This is a genomic window from Enterobacter sp. V89_11, from assembly GCF_029967775.1.
In the GTDB taxonomy this organism is placed as follows: Bacteria; Pseudomonadota; Gammaproteobacteria; order Enterobacterales; family Enterobacteriaceae; genus Enterobacter; species Enterobacter ludwigii.
The window spans coordinates 98,178-112,536 of record NZ_JASCAN010000011.1 but is presented as its reverse complement, the minus strand read 5'-3'; the positions used below and the strand labels follow the sequence as shown (position 1 = coordinate 112,536).

General features: G+C 51.2%; 16 protein-coding genes. 11 read left to right on the top strand and 5 right to left on the bottom strand.

Going from position 1 to position 14,359, the window contains the following annotated elements:
• Positions 1–280 precede the first annotated feature (280 nt).
• From ghrA to QLG09_RS10915, 4 genes are all read left to right on the top strand, one after another.
• Complete coding sequence (gene ghrA, locus QLG09_RS10930; protein WP_049023528.1) at positions 281–1,219, top strand: glyoxylate/hydroxypyruvate reductase GhrA; 939 nt, start codon at positions 281–283, stop codon at positions 1,217–1,219.
• Between the two features lie 84 nt (positions 1,220–1,303).
• On the top strand, positions 1,304–2,041 hold the full coding sequence (locus QLG09_RS10925; protein ID WP_014169516.1) for a phosphatase: 738 nt from the start codon (positions 1,304–1,306) through the stop codon (positions 2,039–2,041).
• 20 nt (positions 2,042–2,061) lie between these two features.
• Positions 2,062–2,616, top strand: a complete 555-nt coding sequence (locus QLG09_RS10920; RefSeq protein WP_020884703.1) for a molecular chaperone — start codon at positions 2,062–2,064, stop codon at positions 2,614–2,616.
• 96 nt (positions 2,617–2,712) lie between these two features.
• Complete coding sequence (locus QLG09_RS10915; protein ID WP_074164916.1) at positions 2,713–3,195, top strand: DUF1097 domain-containing protein; 483 nt, start codon at positions 2,713–2,715, stop codon at positions 3,193–3,195.
• A 43-nt stretch (positions 3,196–3,238) separates the two neighbouring features.
• Here QLG09_RS10915 and csgG read toward each other — a convergent pair whose 3' ends face one another.
• Genes csgG through csgD form a run of 4 tightly spaced genes read right to left on the bottom strand, consistent with a single transcriptional unit; the run spans position 3,239 to position 5,580 of the window.
• A complete protein-coding gene (gene csgG / locus QLG09_RS10910; RefSeq protein ID WP_014169519.1) occupies positions 3,239–4,072 on the bottom strand; it encodes a curli production assembly/transport protein CsgG in 834 nt (277 codons plus the stop codon).
• 26 nt (positions 4,073–4,098) lie between these two features.
• On the bottom strand, positions 4,099–4,512 hold the full coding sequence (gene csgF, locus QLG09_RS10905; protein WP_020884701.1) for a curli production assembly/transport protein CsgF: 414 nt from the start codon (positions 4,510–4,512) through the stop codon (positions 4,099–4,101).
• Positions 4,513–4,535: 23 nt separating this feature from the next.
• Complete coding sequence (gene csgE, locus QLG09_RS10900; protein WP_020884700.1) at positions 4,536–4,925, bottom strand: curli production assembly/transport protein CsgE; 390 nt, start codon at positions 4,923–4,925, stop codon at positions 4,536–4,538.
• Positions 4,926–4,929: 4 nt separating this feature from the next.
• Positions 4,930–5,580, bottom strand: a complete 651-nt coding sequence (gene csgD, locus QLG09_RS10895; RefSeq protein WP_020884699.1) for a biofilm master transcriptional regulator CsgD — start codon at positions 5,578–5,580, stop codon at positions 4,930–4,932.
• A gap of 766 nt (positions 5,581–6,346) precedes the next feature.
• Between csgD and csgB the strand changes: the two genes are divergently transcribed.
• From csgB to ymdB, 5 genes are all read left to right on the top strand, one after another.
• Positions 6,347–6,802, top strand: coding sequence for a curli minor subunit CsgB (gene csgB, locus QLG09_RS10890; protein ID WP_020884698.1), 456 nt, complete (start codon positions 6,347–6,349; stop codon positions 6,800–6,802).
• Positions 6,803–6,843: 41 nt separating this feature from the next.
• Positions 6,844–7,299, top strand: coding sequence for a curli major subunit CsgA (gene csgA / locus QLG09_RS10885; protein ID WP_014169524.1), 456 nt, complete (start codon positions 6,844–6,846; stop codon positions 7,297–7,299).
• Positions 7,300–7,357: 58 nt separating this feature from the next.
• Entirely contained in the window at positions 7,358–7,690 is a 333-nt protein-coding gene (gene csgC / locus QLG09_RS10880) for a curli assembly chaperone CsgC (protein WP_014169525.1), read from the top strand.
• 159 nt (positions 7,691–7,849) lie between these two features.
• Complete coding sequence (locus tag QLG09_RS10875) at positions 7,850–8,170, top strand: hypothetical protein (RefSeq protein WP_014169526.1); 321 nt, start codon at positions 7,850–7,852, stop codon at positions 8,168–8,170.
• Positions 8,171–8,276: 106 nt separating this feature from the next.
• Positions 8,277–8,819, top strand: a complete 543-nt coding sequence (ymdB, locus tag QLG09_RS10870) for an O-acetyl-ADP-ribose deacetylase (RefSeq protein ID WP_014169527.1) — start codon at positions 8,277–8,279, stop codon at positions 8,817–8,819.
• Positions 8,820–8,853: 34 nt separating this feature from the next.
• Here the strand turns inward: ymdB and mdoC are convergent, their stop codons facing one another.
• Positions 8,854–9,993, bottom strand: coding sequence for a glucans biosynthesis protein MdoC (gene mdoC, locus QLG09_RS10865; RefSeq protein WP_014169528.1), 1,140 nt, complete (start codon positions 9,991–9,993; stop codon positions 8,854–8,856).
• Positions 9,994–10,248: 255 nt separating this feature from the next.
• Here mdoC and mdoG point away from each other — a divergent pair, with 255 nt between their 5' ends.
• Positions 10,249–11,802, top strand: a complete 1,554-nt coding sequence (mdoG, locus tag QLG09_RS10860) for a glucans biosynthesis protein MdoG (RefSeq protein WP_282488902.1) — start codon at positions 10,249–10,251, stop codon at positions 11,800–11,802.
• A complete protein-coding gene (gene mdoH, locus QLG09_RS10855) occupies positions 11,795–14,323 on the top strand; it encodes a glucans biosynthesis glucosyltransferase MdoH (RefSeq protein ID WP_020884696.1) in 2,529 nt (842 codons plus the stop codon). Before mdoG ends, mdoH begins: the two co-directional genes overlap by 8 nt.
• Positions 14,324–14,359: the final 36 nt, after the last annotated feature.

Genomic DNA, 14,359 nt, shown 5'->3' with positions numbered 1-14,359 from the left:
TATACACACTTTCCAGGCGTGCTCCTTCAGCCACTCGGACACCTCACCATATTGTCATCCCGTTGTTGCCGGGACGGGCGCTAATGTAAGGAAAAGCCGAACTGGCGTCAACTCACTTTTTCAGTAAATCAGTGCATTTAGACAAACTTCAGTCAACATGGCTTTTAAATGTGCTGAAAGCGCCTTTTTTATCAACAACGCGGTGGCGGGAAAAATTTGTTATGCTGGCAATCCAGTTGAAAATGAACACAAAACAGCGCAATAAAAGGCAGGAATGACTATGGATATAATCTTCTATCACCCCACTTTTGATACTGCTTACTGGATTAAGGCACTTTCGGCGGCATTGCCCGGGGCGCGCGTGCGTGAGTGGAAACGTGGTGATAACGAACATGCTGACTACGCGCTGGTCTGGCATCCGCCGGTAGAAATGCTCCAGGGCCGTAAACTGAAGGCCGTTTTTGCGCTGGGCGCCGGCGTGGATTCGATTCTGAGCAAACTGAAAGCACACCCTGAAATGCTGCCGGAAGAGATCCCTCTTTTCCGTCTGGAAGATACCGGCATGGGACAGCAAATGCAGGAGTATGCCGTCAGCCAGGTGCTGCACTGGTTCCGCCGCTTCGACGACTATCAGGCACTAAAACAGCAATCCCACTGGGAGCCGCTGCCGGATTATCAGCGCGAAGATTTTACCATTGGTATCCTCGGGGCTGGCGTGCTCGGCTCAAAAGTCGCTGAAGCACTTGCCCCGTGGGGCTTCCCACTGCGCAGCTGGAGCCGTAGCCGCAAGGATTATCCGGGCGTAGAAAGTTTTGCCGGCGCTGATGAGCTTCCTGCGTTCCTGAACGGTACGCGCGTGCTCATCAACCTGCTGCCAAATACGGCCGAAACGGTGGGGATTATTAATGGTGCACTGCTTAATCAACTGGCTGACCAGAGTTACGTAATGAACCTGGCGCGCGGGGTACACCTTGTTGAGTCCGATCTGCTGCAGGCGCTGAACAGCGGAAAACTGAAAGGGGCGATGCTGGATGTGTACAGCCGCGAGCCGTTACCGGCCGAAAGCCCGCTGTGGGCACATCCGCGTGTGGCGATGACGCCGCACATTGCAGCGGTCACGCGTCCGGCGGAAGCTGTGGCCTATATTACCCACACCATCAGTGAGATGGAGCAGGGCCATCCGGTAACCGGACAGGTCGACAGACAGCGCGGCTACTGAGTGAAACCCGGCGTTAGCCGGGTTTTTGCTAATATTCGCTGCAGATAACTGCTATCCTTTGGAAAAACCGCAGAGGAGAGAAAGATGTATCCCGTTGACCTGCATATGCACACCGTCGCCAGTACCCACGCGTATAGCAACCTCCATGATTATATCGCGCAAGCGAAACGCAAGGGCATTACGCTTTTTGCGATTACCGATCACGGCCCGGACATGGCAGATGCGCCGCACTACTGGCATTTTGTGAATATGCGGATCTGGCCACGTCTGGTGGACGGTATTGGGATACTGCGCGGTATCGAGGCAAACATTAAAAATACAGACGGTGAAATCGACTGTACCGGACCGATGCTGACCTCTCTGGATCTGATCCTTGCCGGTTTCCACGAGCCGGTTTTCGCGCCGCAGGATAAAGAGACGAACACCCGAGCGATGATTGCTGCTATAGCCAGCGGCAACGTGCACATTATTTCTCATCCGGGTAATCCTAAATACCCGATTGATATCGAGGCTGTTGCCCAGGCGGCAGCGAAACACCGCGTGGCGCTGGAGATCAATAACTCTTCTTTTGTTCACTCGCGCAAGGGCAGTGAAGCAAACTGTCGCGCCGTGGCAGCTGCAGTACGGGATGCCGGCGGCATGGTGGCGCTGGGTTCCGATTCCCATACCGCGTTTACGCTGGGTGATTTTAGTGAATGCCTGAAAATACTGAATGACGTGGATTTCCCGGAAGACAGGATCCTTAACGTTACCCCACGCCGCATGCTTGATTTCCTCGAGTCACGCGGAATGGATCCGATTGATGAATTTGCCGATCTTTAATTGTGTAATGGAATAAAAAAATGAATGAGTTTTCCATCCTTTGCCGCGTGCTGGGTACGCTGTTCTATCGTCAGCCGCAAGACCCGCTGCTGGTTCCACTCTTTACCCTGATTCGTGAAGGGAAACTGGCGCAAAACTGGCCACTGGAACAGGATGAGTTGCTGGAGCGTCTGCAAAAAAGTTGCGATATGCAGCAGATTTCAACGGATTACAACGCACTGTTTATTGGCGACGAATGCCGCGTTTCGCCGTACCGTTCAGCCTGGCAGGAAGGGGCGACGGAAGCGGAAGTGCGCGCCTTTCTCTCTGAACGCGGAATGCCGCTGACGGATACCCCTGCGGACCATATCGGAACGCTGTTGCTGGCTGCGTCCTGGATTGAAGATCACGCCGCTGATGATGAGAACGAGGCTATCGAAACGCTCTTCGAAGCGTATCTGCTGCCGTGGTGTGGTACTTTCCTCGGCAAAGTTGAAGCACATGCGACCTCACCGTTCTGGAGAACGCTGGCTCCGCTGACCCGCGACGCCATCGCGGCAATGTGGGATGAGCTGGAAGAAGAGGATGAAGAGTGATTTAGGTCACATAAATTCTGCAACCATACATTTCATCTTGCACGTAATGTGCATCTGATCTCATTTCCATGGCGCGCTTCTGCTAAGATGCGCGCCATGAACATATTACTGTGTATCGCATTCACGACAGGCATTCTTTCCGGACTATGGGGATGGGTGGCGGTCTCTCTCGGGTTGCTCAGCTGGGCCGGGTTTCTGGGCTGTACGGCCTACTTTGCCTGCCCGCAGGGCGGCGTAAAAGGGCTTTTTATCTCTGGCTGTACCCTGATGAGCGGTGTTATCTGGGCACTCGTGATTATGAAGGGCAGCGCGCTGGCCCCGCATCTGGAGATGCTGGGCTATATCATGACCGGCGTAGTCGCGTTTTTGATGTGTATCCAGGCAAAGCATATGCTGCTGTCGTTTGTACCCGGTACCTTTATGGGCGCATGCGCGACGTTTGCAGGGCAGGGGGACTGGGCGCTGGTGCTTCCCTCGCTAATGCTGGGGTTGGTGTTTGGCTATGCTATGAAGAACAGCGGCCTCTGGCTGGCCGCCAGACGGGATAAAGCGCAAAACATCAGTGCGGTAAGCGAATAAAAAAAGGCGAGATGATGATCTCGCCTTTTTTATGCGCTTCCTGTCAGGATTCCGGAGGCACCGACATATCGCGGTATTTAACCAGTATCGGGTTTTGCGCCTCTGCTTTGTTCTGCAGGTCCCACAATCCACGATCGATACCATCATTAATCAGGAAGATTACCCCGGTTTCTATGGCTGACATCAGACACATCATGACCGGTTCGTTAGAGGTATACCCGATTTCACCCTCCAGCAAACGCTGGTAATCGATGAAGCGGAAAACCCCGGCCTGCACTTCATAAGAAAGAATGGTTTTGCTGGTCGTTACCGAAGAGAGCACTTCGCCCGTGCTGACGTTGACCACACGCAGGTTTACGGCGATTTGGTCGAGCTGATATTGCGTATCAGCACCGATACCAAAGTAACGCGCGCCCACACCACCCGATTTAACGTTGCTTTCATAACCAATAATCGATCCCTCGATCATGACGTTCGCCGCGGCCAGTGATTCCAGCGGCATGCGGTTATTATTCGCGACGGTGCCATTTTCCTGCGCAGCGCGAATAATTTTCCGTTCATTTAACAGGTTCTGGAGACCCTGACGTTCCAGAGGAATAAACCAGTGCGAATCCTTCAGGGCGGTCACCAGCATGGCGGTGGCGCTCTGTGGCACTGCCGTAGAGAAGTTACTTGCCGGATAAGGTTTAAATTGTCCCGTTTCATCCTGAATGTTGTAAACCGAGACAAATATTTTACCGGTCGGCGCAGGTAAATGTGTTAAATCACGATAGCTTTGAGCCCGAGGCATTAATGTTGGTTTTGCAGCTTCTTTAGGTGGAGCAGTTAAACAACCGCTCAATAAGCACACTGCAACAAATATCAGGAAGCGCTGCATGATCGTTGTCCTTATTTCGTTGTTGTTTAAAAGTTCGTTGAATCACTTTGTAGACCGGAAACCTGAATGGTGGAGGTTTTCCCGGTTTTTCGATCGGTAACGTTCAACTGGAGTTGTCCGTCCTTGTTGGCGATGTCGACAATGAAGTCGTTGGTCACCATTCGGCCGGGTTTGCCGGTATTAATGTTGGTCAGCAACCCTCCCAAAATCTGCGACTGGATAGCCTGCGTGAAGTTGTCCAGTGCCGATGGGGTATCGACGCTAAAATCCTTAAAGCTGGGATCCTTATAGGAGTTTTGCGCCTGGGCTTCGTTCAACAGAAACGCCCCATTATTGGGATTACCGCCAAAGTTAGGGTTACGGAACTGGAACGTCATATTTCCGGCCCAGCTTATAGGGGTTATTAGCATTATCGAAACAACTGCATATGCAATACGCATGACAGCCTCCGGATATAGGTTCGCTAGAATTCGTCTTTTGCTAAATCGCTGGTGCTTAATAGCGCTTTATCAATTTGCAGGCGATTAATAGCATCTTCTGATTGAGCCAGTGCTAAGGCTACGTTTTTATCGAAGTCTATTTTCGTGGGGAATAAAAATGTTTGATAAATAACGTCCTGATTAGCCGTTATTGTTATCCAACTTCCCCATCGTGCACTGGGCCGCTCGTTGATTGTTATATTTCCAGTAAATGTACTGTCCCATTTGTCACTGAATGCACGATAAAAATTGTGCCCGACCGAGGAGACAGTGTGGTCTGTTAACAATCCGGGAACTTCGACCTCGACGGCCCGTACGTTCCCGGCAGCGAGCATGAAACTCGCTGCGGCGATCCAACTCAACGTGCGTTTCATTTGATTAACGCCTGAGGTTATCGTTTGCCCATGAAACAGCCTGAGTTCGGTTCTTAACAGCTATCTTCTTGAAAAGATTATAAAGGTGCGTCTTTACCGTATTTTCGCTGATAAATAACGAACGGGCGATTTCAATATTTGAAGCACCAATGCGCAATTTGTTCAGGATCTCTTTCTCACGGTGCGTTAGCAGCGCTGACTCTGAACTGTTATAGCGGTAATTTCCGGAGTGCGTGATGAGGTAGCTGGCAAGTTTTTGCGAAAAATAACACTCGCCACGCAATATACCCTGCAGACCTTCGACCAGCCGATCTTCTTCTTCCGTGATATAGAACACACCATTGATATGCGGCCAGCTTTCAATATCTCTGAAGGGATACTCATCAGGGGTATTCAATAATAACACGCGGATATTATTGTTTTTCCTGCTTAAATTATCTTGCCAGTAATGGATAAGCTTTTTATCCGCTTCCATCATATCAATCAGAATGATACTGCCAGGTGCAATATCATCAAAAGAACGTTGAATATTATGTAATTTCCCGTGCAGAGACAGCGATTGCTTTAAATGTTGTAATAAAGCGGTCGCTTGCAACGAAGGTTTTGTGATCAACAGTAACGTATGACCATGTAAACTTTGGACTTCATTATACATGATGAAACCCCACTTTTTTATGACACCTGACAGCGGTCCTCCAGATAAAAAAGAGGACCCCAGAAGTACTGACAGATGTTGCACTGCTGTGTGAAGAAAAAAACCATAACCTCCAGCAGGAGGTAAATATAAAACAAATTTCGTACATCTGATTTCAATCTAGCTATTACTAACTTTAAAGCAAGTGTTAAACGTGTAACAGGATGTAAAAATCAATATTAATTTGTGAAAATGGACTCTTTTAAATGTTGTGGAATGATAAGAAAGTTGTACATGTAAATAACCCTGCACAGATTTTAAAAATCATACAAATATTTATAATTGTTTGATTTTTATTAATATTAATTATTTATTTCTTCCCGTAAAGAGGTATGAGTGACAGAGATTTTCTAAGTCCTGGAATGAACGATGCTGCGTCTTAAGAAAACAGGTCTCGTGTCACGTGTTGTGTAAAATGTCCTCCTGGCGTTTCGTTTAGCGTCCGTTGCATGGGGGCTTTACCCCTCTCGTCCCGCTGCACAATCGATTATTAAGAAAGGCTTAATAGAAAAATAAGAACCCCGGTCTATAACGTTTTTTTGCATGGAATTACTACTTTGAGGTGACGTGATAAATAAAAATAAGCCACGCGGGTGAGATATTTAAAATGTTTCGGCAGACATACTCATCACCGTAACGACGCGTTAACAAATTACGAGTCGTTCTAACACGAAGTCACAGTAACAAGGTTATGGCGTTATCAAATAGCCAGGTCCAGGGTGACAACATGAAAAATACATCGTTATTTATGATGTTTACATTACTGGGTGCGCCTGGATTTGTAATCGCGGCTGATTCAGATTTGGCTAACGCTGAATATAACTTCACGGTTAATGAATTAAGTCGTTCATCATTAAATCAGGCAGCCATTATTGGTCAGCAGGGCATGTTAAATGATGCTCAGGTTCGCCAGGACGGATCAAAATTATTGTCCATTGTTTCTCAGGATGGAGCAGGCAACAGAGCGAGAGTTGATCAATCAGGGACTTATAATATTGCCTGGATCGATCAGAGCGGTAGCGCGAATGATGCAGGTATTACGCAAGATGGATATGGTAATAGTGCGAAAATTATCCAAAAAGGGTCGGGTAATAGAGCAAATATTACGCAGTACGGTACGCAGAAAACCGCAGTTGTAGTGCAGAGACAGTCGCAAATGGCGATTCGCGTTATTCAGCGTTAGTTATTTAGCGGCGACTTTAATCAATCCGATGGGGGTTTACCATGAAATTTATCAAAGTGGCAGCAATTGCAGCAATCGTAGTTTCTGGTAGTGCTATGGCCGGTAGTATTAATCAAGGCGGTTGGGGTAACGGGCATGGCCACGGTGGTCATGACAGTGGTCCAAATTCAACGCTGAGCATTTACCAGTACGGTGGCGGTAACTCGGCTCTCGCTTTGCAAACCAGTGCGAGAAATTCCACACTGACCATTAATCAGAGTGGCGGCGGTAACGGTGCTGACGTTGGCCAGGGCTCTGATGACAGCTCAATTAGTCTGACTCAGAATGGTTTCGGTAACAGCGCAACGCTTGACCAGTGGAATGGTAACCACTCGGTGATGAACGTTAGCCAGTACGGTGGTGGCAACGGTGCTGCTGTTGATCAAACCGCATCCGGATCCACTGTGACTGTTCAGCAGGTTGGTTTTGGCAACCACGCGACTGCACATCAGTATTAATTTCCAGTCTGTGCTACAAAAAACAGGGCATTTGCCCTGTTTTTTTCGGGAGTTCATCATGAATACCTTAATTCTCCTCGCGGCGCTTTCCAGTCAGATCACGTTTAAAACGTCGCAACAGGGAAATATGACCACCATTATTCCGCAGGTTATTCTGACGGAACCGTGTGAATGTCAGGTGCAGATTGTCTCTTTGCGACAGGGACAGGGGGGACAAAGTTCTTCACGGCAACAAAACACACTTTTTATTCCCGCTAATCAGACGATTGATTTAATGCGGCTGAGTTTAAATATAGATTCCGGAGACAAGGTGAACATTACTGTCACTGTCTCTGACGGGAAATCGCTTCATTTATCACAGCAATGGTCCCCGGCGGGAAGTGCGCTCTAATGATTATGAAATCAAGACGTTGTGGATATGGCGGGCGTGCGCGGTTGAGCTATGCTGTTATCAGGAACTGTGCAGTGCTGTTCCATAACGTGATGCTTCGTTTGCCCTAGCGGAGCGCGTTTACCCCTCAAGGACGACTTTCATTGAGGAGTACATATAGTGACCAAATATTTAGCCCGACGGGTTTATGGTTTAGGTTTGATCCTCTCTGCATTTATTACTCCCGCTTTTTCAGCCACGATTGTCGACGGTGGTGTGATTCATTTTCGCGGCGCTATTGTCGCAGACCCCTGCGTGGTCACACCGCATCATGACGCGTTTGCAATGACATGCCCGGATAATAATCGGATGCAAACGCGCAGAGTCAGCTATGAAGATGTACTTAACGGTCAGGTCAACGATTCCAGCCTCGCAACTCTCAGCATGAAGTACCTTAATCCCGAAAAAACGCTCGCGGTTGTTCAAATTCAGTATCGTTAATTCTCGCTCTTCCGCTCCCCGGCGGAAGAGGTTTTTCCCCGATAGTTTTTTATCCATACCTCCTCTGCGATACACTTAAGAAAAAGGCGGGTAGCAGAGGGTACGTATGAAACCGCAAATTGAAGTCATTCATGGCGATATTACGACGATGCACGTCGACGTGATCGTTAATGCGGCCAATCCATCACTGATGGGCGGGGGCGGTGTTGACGGCGCAATCCACCGGGCTGCAGGACCGCAGCTCCTTGAGGCCTGTAAAGCTGTGCGTCAGCAGCAGGGTGAATGTCCTCCGGGTCACGCGGTGATTACCCTCGCGGGAGATCTTCCTGCCAAAGCGGTGATTCACGCTGTGGGGCCTGTATGGCATGGCGGCGATCGGCATGAGGCGAGTATTCTGGAGGAGGCGTACCGCAACTGCCTGCGCCTGGCCGCGGATAACGGCTATAAGACGATGGCTTTTCCGGCTATCAGCACTGGGGTATACGGATATCCAAAACCTGCCGCTGCCACGATCGCGGTAGAGACCGTTTACCGATACCTCTCCCTCAAGCCGATGCCTGAGAAGGTGATTTTTGTCTGTTTCGACGAAGAAACCACGCACCTTTATCAGCGGCTTCTCACGCAGCGTGGACAGGACGTAGAGAGCTAAAACAAACGCGGCGCACTGAGTGCGCCGCGTTTGTTTATGAGGCTTTAGCCTGCGGTTTTCCTGAAAAGAGGAAACGCAGGAGCGGGATCCGCAGATGGATTTCATAGAGCACGATGGCAATCCCAATCACAAAGACCAGTCCGGTAAAGAAACCCAGCGTGTTGGATGCAATATGTGGCGTGATATAAGCGCCGAAGAACAGCGTCAGCGGGTGGTGCACCAGGTAAATAAACAGTGAAGCATTGACGAAGTAGGTCACGCGGCTGGACTTAAAGTTCAGCAAGCGGTGTCCCAGCGCGAAGACCACATTCACCATCCACAGGCCCAGCAGCATGGTGATCACGCTTTCTGTTTCATACATCCAGCCATCGCCGCTGCCATAGCGCTGATTTAACAGATAGGCCGCAAACGCGATAGCGGCACCCAGAGCGCACCATGGCGACGGGGTGGTAAACAGCGATTTAAGCTTGGGATGAATAAATGCCAGCGCACCGGCTAAAAAGAAGGGGATGTAAAACAGCGACTGCATCACGACGAAATTGAACAGTCCGTCACTCAGTATCGGCGGATACACGATAAACAGCGTGCGTCTCACGGCCGCATAGGCGATACCCAGCAGCAAAAAGAGCAGAGACAGTTTACCCAGCGTAATATTGGCGAAGAAGGTATCGGCCTGGGTACTCAGGCGATGGCGCAGGCGGCTGAAAATGACCAGGCTGACCGTGGTGAGCACCACCAGGACCAGCAGGAACCACAGGTGAGACACCAGTTCCCAGACCAGGGTATTGTACTTTTCATACAGCGTCAGATTTGGCCAGTTCTCCGCCTTGCCTTTGACGTACTGCAACATAATAAACTGCGGCAACGTCAGCAGGGGAATGGCAGTCAACATCGGAATGCCCACACGCTCCACGCGCACTTTCCACCAGCGTTTTACCGGGTAGCGTAAGAACAGCATGTAGGAGAAATAGCCGGATATGACAAAAAACACCTGCATACGGAAGGCATGGATAAAGTCATTAAACAGCGTGAGCCACCAGGAGGGCATCTGGCTATTCACATGCCAGGTGTGGCTGGAGTAAATCAGTGAAATGTGAAAGGGGATCCCCAACAGCATCAGCCATGCCCGGATCGAGTCGAGGAAATATTCACGTTCTACAGGTGTTGAGCTCATATAACTTTGTGCATTCTCAGACTTTTCGCCTTATCCCTAAGACTCATAATGGTTACATTCGAAGCCAACCCTACACCAAGACCGACACCCTGTCTCCAGGATAAGCACGCAAAGTGAAAAGCGGGTTCTTTCATTTGCTTAATCCATGAGCCAGCGAGCTGAACAAAGCAGTGATAATGTTGTCGGATTGCCTGAGTTTCCATTAAAATGGATCGGATCGATATAAGCACACAAAGGGGGAAGTGCTTACTTATTATGAAACATAAACCACAGATGATGAAAATGCGTTGGTTGGGTGCTGCAGTGGTGTTATCTCTGTATACCTCATCGGCACTGGCCTTTAACATCGACGATGTCGCAAAACAGGCAAAATCGATGGCAGGCAAGAGCTACGAAGCGCCAAAAAGTAACTTGCCCTCCGTTTTCCGCGACATGAAGTATGCGGACTATCAGCAGATCCAGTTCAACCATGACAAAGCGTACTGGAACAACATTAAAACCCCGTTCAAGCTTGAGTTTTATCATCAGGGAATGTACTTCGACACGCCTGTTGCCATTAATGAAGTGACGGCGACCGCGGTACGTAAAATCAAGTACAGCCCGGATTACTTCAATTTTGGCAATGTTCAGCACGATAAAGATACGGTTAAAGACCTGGGCTTCGCTGGCTTCAAGGTGCTTTACCCGATCAACAGCAAAGATAAAAACGACGAAATCGTCAGCATGCTCGGTGCCAGCTACTTCCGCGTGATCGGGGCAGGGCAGGTGTACGGGCTTTCTGCGCGTGGCCTCGCCATTGATACCGCGCTGCCATCAGGTGAAGAGTTCCCGCGTTTCCGCGAGTTCTGGATTGAACGTCCAAAACCAACCGACAAACGCCTGACTATTTATGCACTGCTGGATTCCCCGCGTGCGACCGGTGCTTATCGCTTTGTGATTATGCCTGGCCGTGACACGGTCGTTGACGTGCAGTCCAAAGTTTACCTGCGCGATAAAGTCGGCAAACTGGGCGTTGCACCGCTGACCAGTATGTTCCTGTTTGGGCCGAATCAGCCGTCACCGGCGACGAACTTCCGCCCGGAACTGCACGATTCCAACGGTCTTTCTATTCATGCAGGTAATGGTGAGTGGATCTGGCGTCCGCTGAATAACCCGAAACATCTGGCTGTTAGCAGTTTTGCGATGGAAAACCCGCAAGGTTTCGGCCTCCTGCAGCGTGGCCGTCAGTTCTCCCGATTTGAAGATCTGGATGACCGCTATGACCTGCGCCCAAGCGCCTGGGTCACGCCGAAAGGTGACTGGGGTAAAGGTAAGGTTGAGCTGGTTGAAATTCCAACCAATGACGAAACCAACGATAACATCGTTGCTTACTGGACGCCGGATCAGCTGCCGGAAGCCGGTAAAGAGATGAACTTCAAATACACCATTACCTTTAGCCGCGACGAAGACAAACTGCATGCGCCGGATAACGCGTACGTCATGCAGACTCGCCGTTCTACGGGGGATGTGAAGCAGTCTAACCTGATCCGTCAGCCTGATGGCACCGTGGCCTTTGTTGTGGACTTCGCGGGCCAGGATATGAAAAAACTGTCCCCGGATACTGCCGTTGCGGCTCAGGCCAGCATCGGTGATAACGGTGAAATCGTTGAGAACACCGTACGCTATAACCCGGTAACGAAAGGCTGGCGTCTGACGCTGCGCGTGAAAGTGAAAGATCCGAAACAGACCACTGAAATGCGTGCTGCGCTGGTCAGTAACGATCTGCCGCTGAGTGAAACCTGGAGCTATCAGCTACCTGCCAATGAATAATACATCTGAATATATTGATGCCATGCCGCTGACGGACATTGAAAAAGCGGCGCTGCCTAAAAGCGACATCCGCGCGGTGCATACCGCGCTGGATGGCGAACACCGTCCGTTTTCCCGTGACGATGATACGCCGCTGGGGTCAGTAAAGGCGCGTCTGGCGCAGGCATGGCCAGACTCGCTGGCAGAAGGGCAGTTGATTAAAGACGACGAAGGACGCGATCAGCTTCAGGCAATGCCGAAAGCCACGCGTTCTTCAATGTTCCCTGACCCGTGGCGCACCAACCCGGTTGGACGCTTCTGGGATCGCCTGCGTGGGCGTGATGTTACGCCGCGCTATCTGTCGCGCCTGACGAAAGAAGAGCAGGCCTCCGAACAGAAATGGCGTACCGTGGGGACCATTCGTCGCTACATTCTGCTGTTACTGACGCTGGCGCAGACCGTGGTCGCTACCTGGTACATGAAAACCATTCTGCCTTACCAGGGCTGGGCGCTTATCAACCCTGCAGACATGATGGGCCAGGATATCTGGGTCTCCTTCATGCAGCTGCTGCCGTATATCCTGCAGAGCGGCATTCTTCTGCTGTTTGCCGTTCTCTTCTGCTGGGTGTCAGCCGGTTTCTGGACCGCGCTGATGGGCTTCCTGCAGCTGCTGATGGGGCGGGACAAATACAGCATTTCAGCCTCAACGGTCGGGGATGAACCCCTTAATCCTGAGCACCGTACGGCGCTGATCATGCCTATCTGTAACGAAGACGTTGACCGCGTATTTGCGGGTCTGCGTGCGACCTGGGAGTCCGTAAAGGCAACCGGTAACGCGGCGCATTTTGACGTCTATATTCTGAGTGACAGCTACAACCCGGACATTTGCGTTGCCGAGCAAAAAGCCTGGATGGAACTGATCGCGGAAGTGCAGGGTGAAGGCCAGATCTTCTACCGCCGTCGTCGTCGTCGCGTGAAGCGTAAAAGCGGAAACATCGATGACTTCTGCCGTCGCTGGGGGAATCAGTACAGTTACATGGTGGTGCTCGATGCTGACTCCGTAATGAGCGGCGACTGCCTGAGCGGTCTGGTGCGTCTGATGGAAGCCAACCCGAACGCGGGGATCATCCAGTCTTCGCCAAAAGCGTCCGGTATGGACACGCTTTATGCGCGCTGCCAGCAGTTTGCAACCCGCGTCTATGGGCCGCTCTTTACTGCCGGTCTGCACTTCTGGCAACTGGGTGAGTCTCACTACTGGGGTCACAACGCCATTATCCGTGTGAAGCCTTTCATTGAGCACTGTGCGCTGGCTCCGCTGCCGGGTGAAGGTTCGTTTGCGGGGTCTATTCTGTCGCACGACTTCGTGGAAGCGGCGTTGATGCGTCGTGCTGGCTGGGGCGTCTGGATTGCCTACGACCTGCCGGGATCTTACGAAGAGCTGCCGCCGAACCTGCTGGATGAGCTCAAGCGTGACCGCCGCTGGTGTCACGGTAACCTGATGAACTTCCGCCTGTTCCTCGTAAAAGGGATGCACCCGGTTCACCGTGCTGTGTTCCTGACTGGCGTAATGTCTTATCTCTCCGCACCGCTGTGGTTTATGTTCCTTGCGCTCTCTACTGCGCTACAGGTGGTGCATGCTCTGACGGAACCGCAATACTTCCTGCAACCGCGCCAGTTGTTCCCGGTGTGGCCGCAGTGGCGTCCGGAGCTGGCGATTGCGCTGTTTGCCTCCACCATGGTACTGCTGTTCCTGCCTAAGCTGCTCAGTATCATTCTGATCTGGTGCAAAGGCTCGAAAGAGTACGGTGGTTTCTGCCGCGTGACGCTCTCGCTTCTGCTGGAAGTGCTGTTCTCGGTGCTGCTGGCGCCGGTGCGTATGCTGTTCCATACCGTGTTTGTGGTCAGCGCGTTCCTCGGCTGGGAAGTGGTCTGGAATTCACCGCAGCGTGATGATGACTCCACGCCGTGGGGGGAAGCCTTCATGCGTCATGGCTCGCAGCTGCTGCTGGGTCTGGTATGGGCGGCAGGTATGGCCTGGCTGGATCTGCGCTTCCTGTTCTGGCTGGCGCCGATTGTCTTCTCGCTGATCCTGTCACCGTTTGTGTCAGTGATTTCGAGCCGTTCAACGGTGGGGCTGCGTACCAAACGCTGGAAACTGTTCCTGATCCCGGAAGAGTATTCGCCGCCACAGGTGCTGGTGGATACCGACACGTATCTGGAGCAGAACCGCAAACGCTCGCTGGAAGATGGTTTTATGCACGCGGTGTTTAACCCGTCATTTAACGCTCTGGCGACGGCCATGGCGACAGCGCGTCACCGTGCAAGCCAGGTACTGGAGATTGCCCGCGATCGTCACGTTGAGCAGGCGCTGAACGATACGCCGGAAAAACTCAACCGCGACCGTCGTCTGGTGCTGTTGAGCGATCCGGTTACGATGGCACGCCTTCACTACCGTGTGTGGTCTGCGCCGGAAAAATACTCTTCGTGGGTCAGCCACTATAAAGAGATTAAAATTAATCCACTCGCGCTGAAGGCGAAGTAAGCCTTCTGTGCCCGGCGGCGTTATGCTACCCGGCAA

Coding starts and splice junctions, on each gene's coding strand:
- csgG (WP_014169519.1), bottom strand. CDS start 4,072: ATGCAGCGCTTCCTGATATTTGTTGCAGTGTGCTTATTGAGCGGTTGT.
- csgD (WP_020884699.1), bottom strand. CDS start 5,580: ATGTATAATGAAGTCCAAAGTTTACATGGTCATACGTTACTGTTGATC.
- ymdB (WP_014169527.1), top strand. CDS start 8,277: ATGAAACCGCAAATTGAAGTCATTCATGGCGATATTACGACGATGCAC.
- ghrA (WP_049023528.1), top strand. CDS start 281: ATGGATATAATCTTCTATCACCCCACTTTTGATACTGCTTACTGGATT.
- QLG09_RS10925 (WP_014169516.1), top strand. CDS start 1,304: ATGTATCCCGTTGACCTGCATATGCACACCGTCGCCAGTACCCACGCG.
- csgA (WP_014169524.1), top strand. CDS start 6,844: ATGAAATTTATCAAAGTGGCAGCAATTGCAGCAATCGTAGTTTCTGGT.
- mdoH (WP_020884696.1), top strand. CDS start 11,795: ATGAATAATACATCTGAATATATTGATGCCATGCCGCTGACGGACATT.
- QLG09_RS10920 (WP_020884703.1), top strand. CDS start 2,062: ATGAATGAGTTTTCCATCCTTTGCCGCGTGCTGGGTACGCTGTTCTAT.
- csgC (WP_014169525.1), top strand. CDS start 7,358: ATGAATACCTTAATTCTCCTCGCGGCGCTTTCCAGTCAGATCACGTTT.
- mdoG (WP_282488902.1), top strand. CDS start 10,249: ATGAAACATAAACCACAGATGATGAAAATGCGTTGGTTGGGTGCTGCA.
- QLG09_RS10915 (WP_074164916.1), top strand. CDS start 2,713: ATGAACATATTACTGTGTATCGCATTCACGACAGGCATTCTTTCCGGA.
- csgB (WP_020884698.1), top strand. CDS start 6,347: ATGAAAAATACATCGTTATTTATGATGTTTACATTACTGGGTGCGCCT.
- csgE (WP_020884700.1), bottom strand. CDS start 4,925: ATGAAACGCACGTTGAGTTGGATCGCCGCAGCGAGTTTCATGCTCGCT.
- mdoC (WP_014169528.1), bottom strand. CDS start 9,993: ATGAGCTCAACACCTGTAGAACGTGAATATTTCCTCGACTCGATCCGG.
- csgF (WP_020884701.1), bottom strand. CDS start 4,512: ATGCGTATTGCATATGCAGTTGTTTCGATAATGCTAATAACCCCTATA.